The organism is Acidobacteriota bacterium (genome assembly GCA_018268895.1).
In the GTDB taxonomy this organism is placed as follows: Bacteria; Acidobacteriota; Terriglobia; order Terriglobales; family Acidobacteriaceae; genus Edaphobacter.
Genome location: JAFDVP010000001.1, coordinates 1,521,497 through 1,535,829, shown reverse-complemented (window position 1 = coordinate 1,535,829; position 14,333 = coordinate 1,521,497). Strand labels below are relative to the sequence as shown.

General features: G+C 59.6%; 9 protein-coding genes. 3 read left to right on the top strand and 6 right to left on the bottom strand.

What is annotated here, in order from left to right; genetic code table 11:
- Positions 1–111 precede the first annotated feature (111 nt).
- Positions 112–3,087: an Ig-like domain repeat protein gene (locus JSS95_06590; GenBank protein MBS1799479.1), complete on the top strand. Its 2,976-nt coding sequence runs from the start codon at positions 112–114 to the stop codon at positions 3,085–3,087.
- Between the two features lie 212 nt (positions 3,088–3,299).
- Entirely contained in the window at positions 3,300–6,149 is a 2,850-nt protein-coding gene (locus JSS95_06585; protein MBS1799478.1) for an Ig-like domain repeat protein, read from the top strand.
- Between the two features lie 50 nt (positions 6,150–6,199).
- Here JSS95_06585 and ppk1 read toward each other — a convergent pair whose 3' ends face one another.
- Positions 6,200–8,362 (bottom strand): polyphosphate kinase 1, encoded by a 2,163-nt coding sequence (gene ppk1 / locus JSS95_06580; protein MBS1799477.1) that lies wholly within the window; start codon positions 8,360–8,362, stop codon positions 6,200–6,202.
- A gap of 160 nt (positions 8,363–8,522) precedes the next feature.
- Here ppk1 and JSS95_06575 point away from each other — a divergent pair, with 160 nt between their 5' ends.
- Entirely contained in the window at positions 8,523–8,873 is a 351-nt protein-coding gene (locus JSS95_06575) for a hypothetical protein (protein ID MBS1799476.1), read from the top strand.
- A gap of 60 nt (positions 8,874–8,933) precedes the next feature.
- Here the strand turns inward: JSS95_06575 and JSS95_06570 are convergent, their stop codons facing one another.
- The 5 genes from JSS95_06570 to JSS95_06550 form a co-directional block, all read right to left on the bottom strand.
- Complete coding sequence (locus JSS95_06570; protein ID MBS1799475.1) at positions 8,934–9,875, bottom strand: COX15/CtaA family protein; 942 nt, start codon at positions 9,873–9,875, stop codon at positions 8,934–8,936.
- An 84-nt stretch (positions 9,876–9,959) separates the two neighbouring features.
- Entirely contained in the window at positions 9,960–10,814 is an 855-nt protein-coding gene (gene proC, locus JSS95_06565; protein MBS1799474.1) for a pyrroline-5-carboxylate reductase, read from the bottom strand.
- Between the two features lie 27 nt (positions 10,815–10,841).
- Positions 10,842–12,476 carry a DUF885 domain-containing protein gene (locus JSS95_06560; GenBank protein MBS1799473.1) on the bottom strand — a complete coding sequence of 545 codons (1,635 nt, stop codon included), beginning with the start codon at positions 12,474–12,476 and terminating at the stop codon, positions 10,842–10,844.
- A gap of 204 nt (positions 12,477–12,680) precedes the next feature.
- Positions 12,681–13,652 carry a sigma-54-dependent Fis family transcriptional regulator gene (locus tag JSS95_06555; GenBank protein ID MBS1799472.1) on the bottom strand — a complete coding sequence of 324 codons (972 nt, stop codon included), beginning with the start codon at positions 13,650–13,652 and terminating at the stop codon, positions 12,681–12,683.
- A gap of 106 nt (positions 13,653–13,758) precedes the next feature.
- Positions 13,759–14,184: a BrxA/BrxB family bacilliredoxin gene (locus JSS95_06550; GenBank protein MBS1799471.1), complete on the bottom strand. Its 426-nt coding sequence runs from the start codon at positions 14,182–14,184 to the stop codon at positions 13,759–13,761.
- Between the last annotated feature and the right edge of the window lie 149 nt (positions 14,185–14,333).

Sequence of the window (14,333 nt, the reverse complement as noted above, 5' to 3'; positions counted from 1 at the left end):
GCGAAGAGGTGCGCCCGGCATCCCACAAAAGCACCAGTTCGATTACCCCCTCTGGCGGTCATTTTGCATTGTGTTTTGTATGCACGTTTGTAACCATCGTGCGGAAGGCCTATGGTTACACGTCCCTATTTCTGCCGCAGAGTCCGCGTATTTACCTTGTCTGTTTCGACGGCAATGCTGCTGTCTGGCTTGCTTGCACCGATGGTGCAGGGGCAGCGGCGGCAGGTTGCGGCCCGTACCATTTCGACGGTTGACCAGACGCTGGAGACAGTGGATGTCGGTGCGACTCCTGTATCGCTGCCAATGAGGCTTACGCTTCGTCTTGCGCCCGCCGCCGACCGTGCCGCGGCGCTGGATCAACTGCTGGCCAGCCAGACCACGGTGGGGTCGCCGTCGTACCACCACTGGATTACACCGCAGCAGTTTGCCGCCAGCTATGGTGCAAGCGACGAGCAGCTTTCGGCGACGACTGCGTGGCTCCAGGCGCAGGGGCTTTCTGTCGATAGCATCTCTCCTGCAAGAACGAGAATTTCGGTTTCAGGAACGGCCGACCAGGTGCAGCGCGCGTTTACTGTTTCGCTGCGCAACTATGCGGTTGGCGGCAGTCAGCGCTACGCCAGCCCGGCGCTTCCTTCGATGCCTCTCGCAGTAGCATCCACGGTGGCAGAGATATCAGGGCTGGACAATCTTCCGGCATCGTCGAAGACGAAGGTGATGGCTATCTCTGCCGCCGGCCTCAAGACGGTTTTGTCGAGCGATGCAACCGATCCAATAGACGCTGTCGCTTCCGCTGTCGACGCCAACACGGCACCGATCATCACGGTCACGACGAGCGAGTGCACGGGCTCACAGAGCGCGGCGGAGTTCGAGGCGTATCGCGTCATCTTCCGTCAGGCCAGCGCGCAGGGCATCACCGTCATTACGTCGAATGCATGCGATCAATCGGTCCAGACGCAGACGGGGAATCTTGCGGATGCGACGGCTGTTGTGACCGCTCCTCTCAATGCTGCTGTTGTCCCTGCGGATCCTCGCCCATCGTGGCAAGCTGCACCGGGACTGCCGAAGGATGCTCTTCGTCACTCTCCAGACTTGACGACAAGTTCAGTTGACGATTTTGCCAATGCGATGACGGAGATCGTTCAGCAGAGCGATGGCCGGCAGGGAAACGTCAACGCGACGTTGTATTCCCTGGCCTCAACCCCCGATCTCTACTCGCAGGCAGACGGGGCAAGCGGAACCTGGGAGCAATCGACCGGTTTGGGCACGGTCAATTTGAAGACGCTGGTCAAGGTCTTTCCACGGGCAACAGGAGCGATCAGCACGACAACGGCGCTTGTGGCCGATAATTACACCCCAGGTTACGGAACCCCTATCACGCTGACGGCAACGATTACGCCCGCGTCGTATGCTACGGCCAATCCGACAGGCACGGTGACGTTTACCAGCGCGCAGGGCACAATCGGCTCGTCGCAGCTGAGCAATGGCAAGGCTACCTTTACCGTCAGCACGCTGGATGTCGGTACGTACTCGGTGACAGCTACCTATTCGGGTGACTCGAGCTATGCGGGGAGTGCGAGCACCAGCAATGTCGTCATTACTGTGACGATTGTGAATGCAACGCTGACAGCGGTGATATCGCCGCAGCAGAACGTACCCTATGGCAGCACGGCGACGATCACCGCGACGGTGTCCTTGCCGAATGCAGGCGCCTCGCCGACAGGAACGGTCTCCGCACAGGTACAGGGAATTACCGGGGCTGTTTATACGGCGACACTCTCGCCGAATCCTGGAGGGAATACGGCCACGGCAAACATCAACATCGATGCGCCGCCTCCGCAGACCAATGCTTATACCGTTCAGGTGACGTGTGCCGGCAACCAGGATTTTCAATGCCAGGCGCCCAAAAATCTAACGTTCACAACGGCTAAAGGCAATACGAATACGACGCTAAGCCTGACGCCATCCGCACCGCAGGCCGGGCAGCCGGTAACATTAACCGCCATTATCAATAACAATGGCAATGGGAAGCTGACCTATAACTTCTCCGGCAATGTCTCGTTTTATGACAATGGCAAGTTGATAGCGACGGCTCCGGTGGCAACCAACCAGGCCAGCACAAGTCAGGCTCTCTCTGGCAATGTGCAGCACAGCATCGTTGCCAAGTACAGCGGCGACGCCAACTGGAACACCAGCACGTCGTCCCCGCAGGCGGTGCAGCCGATCCTGCTGCCTTCAACGCTGACGCTGACATCCAATACATCGACCGGAACCAGCCTTGCAGGCGTCAACCTCATCCTTACGGCGACGGTATTCACCACTGCGACCAACGCAGTTGGGCCAACCGGCAATGTGGTGTTCTACGACACCTTCAATGGCTCGGTGATTCAGCTTGGTACAGCGACTGCCGTTATACCGAATGGACCAAACCAATCCATTGCGATCTTTACCTCGACTGGGTTGCTGGCTGGTACGCATAGCATTTATGCGATCTACGGGGGCGACGCCAACTTCAATACCGCCACCTCTTCCACGCTGCCAATGACGATTGCCGACTTCACGCTTACGAAGGTCCCCCAAACGCTGACGCTAAAGGCTGGCCAGACAGGCAAGGCAGTAATTCTGCTTGGCATGGTGGGCGGGTTCAACGGCACGGTGACCTTCGGCTGCACCCCCCCTCCAAACTCGGAGACCACCTGCTCCTTCAATCCGGTTACGCTGACGGGAGGCGGAAGCACGACGTTGCAGATTACAACCACGGCAGCGACCACACAGACCGCGAGCAGTGGGCGCCTGAGTAGCGATTGGAATCTGTTTGGAGGCTCGGCACTTGCCGCCTTGTTCTGGTTTGTAGCGCCTCGGCGGCGGACTGCTCTATCGAAGCTCCTGCTGTTGCTTGCGGCCGTCGCCATCACAGCCAACATCGGCTGCGGGGCCGGCAAGAATGGCAGCAACTCAGGTTCAGGTTCGGGATCGACGACGGACCCCGGCACTCCCCTTGGAACACAAACATTTACCATCACGACGGCGGGCAGCGACGGGGTCAACACTGTCCGGCATACCGATCAATATCAGGTCACGATTCAATAGAGTGCGTCCTGACGCGTGAAAGCCTCGTCTAGCAATAGAGCGTTCGATTCGTTGCGTGCGTATTGCATTTTTTCGAACCGAAACCTTTTCCGGGGTCTCTGGTCTAACCAGGTGTTTCTCTTCACGTACAGGCGGCCATCAGGAGGGCAGCCCAATCGATTCTTTGAGGCATAAACGCAGCGCCGTATAAACTTGGGTTCTTGAGTAGGAAAATGTCTATCAGCTCACGTGTCGTCTCTCGCATTACTGTCCTCGCTGTTTTGCTTATGGGGGCATCGGCTCAATGGCTCTATGGCGCTCAGGCCAATCGAATTAAAATTGCCGTGGACGATGGCAACCGCGCGCCGGTCGGCAGAACGGTTTCGCCCAGGGTGCGTCTTGCAACGGACTTAGGCGAAGCGCCGGCGGATACCGAGCTCTCTTCAGTGACGATTTATTTTGGTTTGACCGATGCTCAGCAAAGCAATCTGACCCAACTGCTTGCCGATCAGCAGAACCCCAGTTCGCCGCAGTATCACAAGTGGCTCACCCCGCAGCAATTCGGCGCACGGTTTGGTATCTCAAGCTCCGACATGGAGAAGGTGAAAGGGTGGCTCCAGGGGAAGGGGCTGGCCATAACTTCCGTTTCGCCGAGCATGAATTATGTGACGGTGAGCGGCTCAATCGGCCAGGTAGAGAGTGCCTTCAAAACGCAGATCCACGCCTTCTCGGAGAACGGTGAAAGGCATATCGCCAATGTGAGTGACCCGGAGCTTCCTGCGGCAATTGCGAATATCGTTGCGGGGGTGAGAGGCCTGAACGACTTCAAGCTGCGTGGTCACGCCGCGGTGCGACCAATGATTACCTCGCCTGCAACCGGAAACCATTACCTGGCCCCGGGCGATTTCTTCGCAATCTACAATTTAGGGCCGCTGCTTTCGCAGTCGATTAATGGAAGCGGCATTACGATCGCGGTTGTCGGGCGAACGGATATCAGCCTTAGCGACGTAGCAACATTCCGCTCACTGTCGGGGCTCCCTACGAACCCACCTCAGATCGTACAGGCGACCGGGTATCGGGCTGGAACGAGGTCTTCGGGTGATTTGCTTGAGTCAATGCTTGATGTTGAGTGGTCAGGCGCGGTAGCTCCTAATGCGACGATTAAATTTGTAACGGTAGGCAACAGCAGCACGACCGATGTCGACGACGCGTTGATCTATGCTGTCTCGAATAATTCGAGTGTCGCAGCTTCCATTATTTCGATCAGTTATGGCAACTGCGAATCGTTGTGGGGGCAGGCGAGCATCAATACCTTGAATCTGACGCTACAGCAGGCGAACGCCCAGGGAATAACGGTAGTTGCGGCGTCGGGAGATTCAGGAGCAACGGACTGCGATTCGGGCGGGCTTGCCAGCCAAGGTTTGGCAGTTGATTTTCCCTCCAGCTCGCCGTTTGTGACTGGCACCGGTGGAACGATGTTTAGCGGCGATGTCGGCAATTCAAGCCAGTATTGGAACTCCTCGAACTCTTCGAATGGGTCAAATAGCTATACCGGATCGGCCAAGAGCTATATACCTGAATCTCCGTGGAATGAGACCTCCAGCACCACAGGGCTGACGGCCGGCGGCGCTGGCGGCGGCGGAGCAAGCGCATTCTTCGCCAAGCCATCCTGGCAGACAGGTATGGGAGTGCCCAACGATGCGGCGCGCGACACGCCTGACATCTCGCTTACGGCTGCGGCGAGCCACGACCCCTATATCGTCTGCGCGCAAAGCTCCTGTGTGAATGGGTTCACGAGTTCGTCGGGTGTTTACAACGTTGTTGGCGGAACATCTGCTGCTGCACCGTCGTTTGCGGGTATGTTGGCCCTGTTGGAGCAGAAGCTGGGTACGGGAGGATTGGGGAACGTTAACCCGATGCTCTACGGCATCCTGAACAGTACCTACTACAACAATGTCTTCCATGACATCACGCAGGGAAACAACTCGGTTCCCTGCATACAGGGAACGCCAAACTGTTCGCAGGGACTGCCGATTGGCTTTACCGCAGCACAGGGGTATGACCAGGCAACCGGCCTGGGATCGCTTGATACGACAGCCTTGTTGCAGTATTGGTCGCAGGTAACTCCGATAGGGGCTGTTGCAACCACGCAGTCTTCAACAACCACCATCACAACGTCAAATGCAACCTGCGGTTTGACGTCGACGAATTACGCTTTCAGTGTGACGGTTGCGAGCGCGGGGTCCTCAACTTCGATGCCCACAGGGACGGTCCAGCTCTACGCCGATAACGGCAAAGTGGGAAGTCCTGTTGCACTCAGCGGCGGTACGGCGACGCTCACGCTCGATACAACGCAACTGACCTCGGGTGCGCATAATGTCAGCGCGGTCTACTCCGGCGATGCAACATTCTCCAGCTCAAAGGGAGCATTGCAGACGAATACCTCGAATACCGGGATCCTTACACAGATTGATGTCGTGTCGACGAGCTCACCGGACTTTTCGATCACGCCGTGCGTAGCGACAACGAGCGTTGCGACCGGCAGCGCGGCCTCTGCCGTGACGCTTACGATCACGCCGACGGCAGGCTTTACCGGGAACGTGAACCTTACCGCGAATGTCGATACCGGCACCGCGCTGGGCACTTCATTTTCCGTGAAGCCAGTGACGATTACTTCATCCTCTGGCGCGGTTACAACTCAGTTCGTGCTTACGGCAACGGTGCCGGCGACCTCAGCAGCCATTCAAGGGCAGAAATCGAGAAGCCACAGGCCGCAGGGCATGACCCCATGGTATGCGGCAGGGTCGGGTGTTACCCTCGCAGGTCTTCTACTGATTGCGGTTCCGCGCCGCCGATGGATGGGAACGCTGTTCGCGCTCATGTTGTCCGCAGTATTCATGACCGCAAGCGGATGCGGTAGTGGGAACTCCGGTTCGTCTTCCTCCGGCTCCGGGGGAAGCGGGACAACAACGACGCCAGCGGCCCGGGGAACGTACAACGTTACAATCACCGCGACTGGACAGGCTGGTACGACCACGGCGACCCGTATTCATAGCATCGTTCTTACATATAAGGTTCAGTAGTTGTTCTAAAGGGCATTTGGAGTGGAAGGGCGGCGGATAATCGCCGCCCTTTACTTTGTAAGGGTATCCATCGCCTTTTCCATCAGGTAATCCTGAGTACTGAAGGGAGCTCCTGTTCGAGGAGCCCTGATGTACTCGCCATCAGATTGTAGGAGGCGCGCCTTTACATTGTCCTTCAGGTACGACTTCAGTATCTCGTCCCGGAGGCGCTTTTTGAGCTCCGGCTCCGCCACGGGGAAGACCACCTCGCAACGCTCTACAAGGTTGCGGGGCATCCAGTCGGCGCTTCCACAGTAGATCTCCTCATCGCCGCTGTTGGCGAAACTGAAGATGCGGCTGTGTTCCAGAAATCTGCCAACGATACTGCGCACGCGGATGCGTTCGCTGAGGCCCTTGATTCCAGGACGCAAAGAGCACATGCCACGTACGATCAGGTCGATCTCAACTCCGGCTTGTGAGGCGGCATAGAGCGCCTCAATCGTTCGCCGGTCAAGCAGCCCATTCATCTTGGCGATGATGGACGCGGGCCTTCCTGCCCGAGCATGCTCCGCCTCGCGATCGATCAACCCAACCAGCCGGTCGGCGAGGGTGAGCGGCGCGACCAGCAGGGGACCGTAGGATTCTGAATCAGTCTCTGCCGTTAGGTAATTGAAGACCCGCTGGACCCCCAGTGTCAGATCGCGATTCGACGTGAGCAGGCTGATGTCGGTGTAGAACCGCGCTGTGACGGGGTTATAGTTGCCGGTCCCAAGGTGAGCATAGCGGCGTACTACTCCATCGGGGTCGCGACGGACAAGCAAGGCAAGTTTGCAGTGTGTCTTGAGGCCAAAGATCCCGTGGAAAACGCCGACCCCGGCGTCTTCCAGCTCGCGCGCCCACCGAATGTTCGAGTCTTCATCGAAACGCGCCATCAACTCGACCACTACTGTGACATCTTTACTCTGTGCGGCTTCGATCAGTGCGCGAAAGATCGGCGAGTCCTTGCTGGTGCGGTAGAGCGTCTGCTTCATCGAAATAACATTTGGATCTTCCGCGCCCGCTTCGATAAATCCTTCAACCGTTGTGTAGGAATCGAAGGGATGGTGAAGCATGATGTCTCTTGTGCGCAGCTCGTCGAAGATGTCCTTCGACTTCTTGTTGAGTTTTAGCTCGGAGCCGGAGAAAGGGGGATACTTCAGCGCCGGTCGTTTGACCTCGGAATACATATTCATCAGCCGCGAGAGGTTGACGGGGCCGTCGGTCTTAAAGACTTGCCAGGGATCAAGCTCGAAGTTCACCCGCAGCCGTTCGACGATCTCATCGGTCGCGGAGCTTTCAATCTCGAGCCGTACGGCATCGCCTTTGCGGCGGTTGTGCAGCTCAGTGCGTACGCTCTCCAGTACGGACCGCGACTCCTCCTCCTGCATATAAAGATTGCTATTGCGTGTGACCCGGAAGGGTGCGCGCGAGAGCACCTCATAGCCGCGAAACATTCTCTCCACCTGCGATTCGATCAGCTCGTGCAGCATGATGAAGTCAGTCCGGCCTTCATCGCTCGGCAGAGCGATCAGACGCGGCAGCGCCCGGGGAATCGTCACGACTCCAAGCGAAGCGGGCGCTGTTTTGGAGCCATTTAGCCTGCGCTTGCGCTTCAGCAGCAACGCCAGGCACAGCGCTTTGTTCAGCACGCGGGGAAAGGGGTGCGAGGGATCGATCGTCACCGGAGTCAGCAGCGGGTCGACCTCAGACGAGTAGAAATCCAACGCGTGGTCGCGTGCTGCGTCACTTAGCTCCTCCCAGCACAGTACGCGAATTTTCTCTGCAGACATGGCTGGAAGCAGGTGTTCATTCCAGCAGACATACTGTGCTTTGACAAAGCGCACCAATTGCTCGCTCAGGCGGTCAAGCCGCTGCTGTGGCGTCAGTCCACCTTCATCGAGGGGTTGTGGCTGATTGTAGCCATCCTCGATACGCTGCAAAGTTCCGGCAATGCGAATCTCGAAAAACTCATCGAGATTGCTTGCGGTAATGGCGAGAAACTTTACCCGCTCCATCAGTGGATTCGCCGGGTCTTCAGCCTCTTCGAGAACTCTCTGATTGAACTTCAGCCAGGATTCGTCGCGGTTCAGAAAACGGCTTTCGGCTTCGTCCACAGAAGCTTTGACAGTCTTCCGGGGCTGGGTTTTCTTTCTGCTGCGTGCGGCAACGGTTGCCGTGTTTCTGTCGGCACTCATACAGGACTAAGAGCTTATCGTACTTTCCCTCACCGTTGCGTGAACTTGCATCCTGCCCGCCGCGATTCCTGCAGTGGTGGCATACCGCAATGCAGGCTGCTATCCTCTACGAACCCAAATTACTTTACGTGCCCGGTTACAGGCACCGCAGGAGATAAAAATGCGTTTTGTACAGTTTGGCTCTGTTGTCCTGTTGGCTTCTCTTGCCACGGGAGCGATCGCTCAGGATGTCAAGAAGGACTTGGACAAGGTCGGACACGACACGAAGACGGCCACAAAGGATACCGCCCACGACGTCACCCAAGATACGAAGAAGGCGTATCACAAGACCACCAGGAGCACGGAGAAGGCCTACGACAAGACAGCGGCGGGAACAAAGAAGGCCTACCACAAGACCGCCGATGGCACCGAGAAGGTTGCCGATAAGACGGCAGACGGCACGAAGAAGGCCTATCACAAGACCTCCGATGCGACGAAGAACGCAGTCGACAAAGTTCAAGGCAAGCCATAGAACATGAATGCAGGCTGTAGTGAAGAGACCCTCGTCGTAGAGAATCTCTTGTGTCGGCGATCAGGCAATGGCTTCTGAGTTTCGCTGTGGCCAGACCAACTCCGACGCCAGAGCGACCAGTGCGATCCAATAGAGGTCCGCTCCGAGCAGGTGCAGTATCTGCATCCACGTCGGTGCCAGCAGAAGCACGTCCGCGACTCCCAGAACCAGTTGCAGCCCCAACAGTCCCACTACAGTCCATGCCAGATTCGATCGAACACGCACCACGATCCACAGCACGCAGCAGAGGCTGATGATCGCTGCCGCCGGATGCATCCACCGCATACGCACCAGCAGCGGAGCCGTCGCCGCGAAGTCCGCCTCCAGTGCAGCCCTGAGCGATGGAGAAGGGAACAGTGTGTCGGCCAGCGCCGCAACCGCTCCCGTCGCACCGACGACCATCGTCGTGACCACGGCGATCCACGCCGGCCACACCTGCGTCCTGTTGTGGCGCAGAGAACGTTCAGGCTGTGCTGCGGTGCTCAGCCACCACGCCGTCAGCCCCAGTGCGCCGAGCAGCAGCATCGTGTTCGTGAAATGGATCGACTGCATCACCACGCGCGCCGTCGAGATGTTGTGTTCGACGTATCCGCCGAGTACCAGCGCCGCTCCGAGCAGGGCTTCTGTCACCAGAAAAAATACCGAGGCCAGCACGGACCGACGCGTCCTGTCGCCGCGGCTGGTAGCGCGGAAGGCCCACACGGCAAGTGCCACGATCAGCGCCGTCGCGACTCCGCTCATCGAGCGATGCGCAAACTCGATGATGGTGGCCAGCCGTGGATGGTGCGGAAAAAAGTCTCCGTTGCAAAGCGGCCAGCGGTCGCCGCACCCTGCGCCAGAACCTGTCGCACGTACCACTGCTCCCCAGAGGATCACCAGGATGTTGTAGCCCACCACCCCCCACGCAAACGCCTTCAGCGCGCCTGAGGGACGCTTCGTCGGAACCGCCGGTATCGCCGCCATATTTCTATTCTATGTCTCTTGCGAAAGAGACGCGGAGCCTGTGAAGGCGGCCGCGTCTCATGCCGTGCTGCCGTGTCGCGTGGCCTATCCGCTGGCGAGCTCCTTTGCCCGCTGAGTGGCGCGCTTGACCGCCTTGATGAGCGTGACGCGCAACCCGCCCTCTTCCAGCTCGAGGATGCCGTCGACCGTGCAGCCTGCGGGAGTCGTCACGGCGTCCTTCAGCAGAGCCGGGTGATAGCCCGTCTCGAGTACCATGCGTGCGGAGCCCAGCGTCGTCTGTGCCGCTAACAGCGTCGCCACGTCGCGCGGCAGGCCGACGTTGACGCCCGCCTCTGCCAGCGCCTCGATGATGATGTAGATGAATGCAGGCCCTGAGCCCGAAAGTCCCGTCACCGCGTCCATGTGCTTCTCATCGACCACCACCGTGCGCCCGACCGTGTGAAAGATCTTCTGCGCGATCGCCATCTGCTCGGCGGAGACAAACCGGCCCGCACACAGCGCCGTGATTCCCGCCGCGAGCGTCGCCGGCGTATTGGGCATGGCGCGGACCGCCGCAAGCTCGCAGCCCGCCGCGTCTTCGATGCTGCGCGTATTCACCGACGCGGCGAAGGAGAGCAGCATCTTCTTGGGCGTCAGCGCGGGCTTGATCTCTTCGATCAGCGCGGGCACCTGGATGGGCTTCACGCCTAGCAGAATCACGTCCGCCTGTTGCGCCGCGGCCAGGTTGTCCGTCGTCACCTCGACGCCGAACTGTACCGACAGCGCCTGCGCGCGATCAGGGTGACGCACCGTGGCAAAGAGCTGCTCCTGCGACAGCAGATTGTTCTTCAGGAAGGCTTGCAGCAAAATGCCGCCCATCTTGCCTGTTCCGAGAATGGCGACGCGGACTCCCGGAAGCGCCGGGGCCGGTGCAACGATTTCGTACGTTTCCTCGCTCATCTCAAAAGGCTATCAGACCGCTCGAGACTATTTCTTCTGCGCCGCGATCCAGACGTCCACCTGATGCTCCAGAACGTCCAGCGGCAGTGCGCCCGAGTCCAGCACGACATCGTGAAACGCCCTGAGGTCGAACTTCGGCCCCAGCGCCGTCTCAGCCTTCTTCCGCAGCTCCAGGATCTTCAACTGGCCCATCTTGTAGCCAAGCGCCTGCCCCGGCCATGCGATGTAGCGGTCGACCTCGGCCTGCACGTTCGTCTCGTCGATCGACGAGTGATCGTGAAAGAAGTCCACCATCTGCTGTCGTGTCCAGTGTTGCGAGTGTACGCCCGTGTCGACTACGAGACGAATTGCGCGCCAGATGTCGCCCTCCAGCCGGCCGTAGTCGCTGTACGGGTCCTGAAAGAAGCCGATCTCCTTGCCGAGCCGCTCGCTATACAGTCCCCATCCCTCGGTGTACGCGGTGTAGTAGGAGTTCTTGCGGAACTGTGGAAGCCCCGTCAGCTCCTGCGAGATCGCAATCTGCAGATGGTGCCCCGGGACGCCCTCGTGATACGCCACCGTCTCCACCGGAGCAAGCGACCGCTCGGTCGCGTTGTAGGTGTTGATGTAGACGCGGCCGGGACGCTTCCCATCGAGGCTTGGCGGGTTGTAATATGCCGCAGCCTGGTCCTTCGCAATGAACGCAGGCACCGGCACCACCTCAAGCTTCGCCTTGGGCAGCGTGCCAAACAGTCCCGGAAGCTTCGGCTCCATCTGCGCGATGTAGCCCTTGTAGGCGTCCAGCAGCGCCTCGGCCGAAGCCGGATGCTCCTTTGGATTCGTCTTCAACGCCGCGCTGAAGCTCTTGATGTCCGCGAAGCCGAGCTTCTTGACGATCACGAGCATCTCCGCCTCGTCGCGCTTCACCTCATCGAGGCCGATCTGGTGAATCTCCGCAGGCGTCTTGTTCGTCGTCGTGCTCTGGCGAACGCGGAAAGCATAGTAAGCATCGCCGTCCGGCAGCGCCCACGCGCCTGGGTCCTTCCGTCCGGCTGGCACGTACTGCACCTTCAGGAACTTCGCGAACCGCTGATACATCGGCAGCACATCGGTCCCGATCGCCTCCAGCACCTCGTTGGAGATGCGCTTCTGGTCGGCCGTGCTGATGGCTGCCGGAAACTTCTTCAGCGGACGCGCAAACGGGCTGTCCGCCGGCTTCTGCACCGCCAGCGCCTCGGTCTGCGCGACGACCTTCTCCAGAAGATAGGCCGGGGGGACGCGATGCTCGTCCATGCCCAACTGCATGTTGGTCATGTTCTGCGAGAAGACCGTAGGAATCTTCTTCAGCCGCGCGATGTAGTCATCGTAGTCCTTGACCGTCTCGAACGAGAGGTCGTCGACCATGCGCGGCAGGTCGGTGTGAAAGCCGGAGAACTGGTTCACCGGCATCTCCCACTCCTTGAAGCGGGCGCCCTCCTGCTCGTCGGTCAACTCGCGCACCATCAGGTCGCGCGACAGGACCTCCTGTGAGGCCAGGCCCGTGACGTCGATCTCCCCCAGCCGTTCCAGAAACACACGCCCGCGAGCCAGCGAAGCGTTCACCTCCTGCACGGAGTAGTCGCTGAGTTGGTCGTTGTAGCGCTTGTCGCCGAGCGCCGAGGCATACTCGGGCGAGTGCTTCATCCGGTCTTCCCATATGTCGCTGAAGATCGCGGATAGCGCCTTGCTGCGCGCGGCCACCGTCTGCTGCACCGGCGCTGCTGCCGGGGGCGCCTGCTGCGCAAAGAGGGAAAAGCTGCCGACGGCAACGAAGGAGACAACGGAGAGAAACGTCTTCACAGGCACCTCAAAGACCACTGGTGCCAGTGTATCGCGCAGCGACGGCGCTCAGGCCGATGAGGCGCCTCGCATCGCCGGACTCTCCAGCATCCGGTACAGCGTCGAGCGACTGATGCCCAGCAACTCGGCGGCACGGACCTTGTTCCCCGAGCACATCCCGAGCACGTTCAGAACATGCCGGTCCACAACATCCTGCAAACGCGTTACGTGAGCGCGCTCGCTGTCTGGCCCCGTATCTCCGGTCGGTGCCGTCAGCGCAACGATGTTGATGTGTCGAGGCTCTAGAACATCTTCGTCGCACGACAACACGCCGTTGCGCAGCGCGTTCTCCAGCTCGCGCACATTGCCTGGCCAGTTATGCTCTTCGAGCATCTCGAGCGTCTCGTCCGCCAGTGCGAGATCGTCCTTGCCGTAGAGCACACTGAACCGCCGGACGATCTCCTGCGCCAGCGGCGCAATGTCCTCGCACCTCTTTCGCAGCGGCGCAATCTCGATCTCGATCGTGGCGAGATGGTGATAGAGATCGGATCGGAACCGCCTGGTGGAAACCATGCGTTCGAGGTCCTGGCGGGTTGCGGCGATGACCTTCAGGCCGTTGCGACCGTGTGGCAGTGTGTGGAGCCCCGCGAAGAGACGCGACTGCGCCTGCAGCGGTATCTCGTCGACGCCGTCCAGAAAGAGTGTGCCGCTGCAATGCGTCTCAATGAAACACCACGGCGAGTGTGATGTCATGTCTTCACCCGTGTCGATCGCGGCCCCATGGCAATGAACGAACGACGCCCAGGTTCCGCCTCCCCGGGCGTGCAGCGCGCGCGCAACCATCTCCTTGCCGGTACCGATCTCTCCCCGCAGCACGAGTGTTCTGAAGTGCGGCCCGATACGGTCGATCTTCTGCTGCAGCCGTCGCGTTGCCGCGCTGCCGCCAATCAGATCGTGGCACGGCCCCTCTTCGATCTGCGGTCCGGGGTGGCCATACCGAATGGCGGAAAAGTCTTCGAGGGCTTGTCCTGAGATCGGCATGGTTATTGCCTGTATCGGCAGAGTTGGCCGCTGTATGAGACTCGCTTAACAAAAAAAGCCGGACGCGATCATGCGGCGTCCGGCTTCTTGAGATCAATGTCTGGAACTAAGCGGTCGTTGGAGCGCAGTAGGTGTCGAAGGCTCGCGTCAGCTCCTGCGCAATGGCCGGTGCCGTCGAGGTCTCGATCGCCGAACGCTGCATCAGGTACACAAGCTGGCCGTCGCGAAGGATCGCAATCGCCGGCGACGTGGGAGGATGACCGCCGAAGTAGCTGCGCGCGCGCTCCGTCGCCTCGCGGTCCTGACCCGCAAACACGGTGACCGACTGGTCGGGCTTGGTCGCGTGCTGCATCGCCATGCGGACCCCGGGGCGCATCTTGCCGGCCGCGCATCCGCAGATCGAGTTCACGACTACCATCGTGGTCCCGGGCTTCGCCAGGGCCGCATCCACCTCGGCGGCGCTGCGCACCTCACCCAATCCGGAGCGTGTCAGCTCCTCGCGCATCGGAATCACCATAATCTCTGGATACATACTTTTCTCCCTTTTGAAGACGGCCGCCAGCACTGTATCGGGTCCTTCGATCTACGCTCTGCGGACGGCTACTAAGATTGTACCGGCCTGCTCCTGCCCACGCCAGTCGCGCGCCTATCCCGTCCAGCCATTGACGCCGTCGATGATAA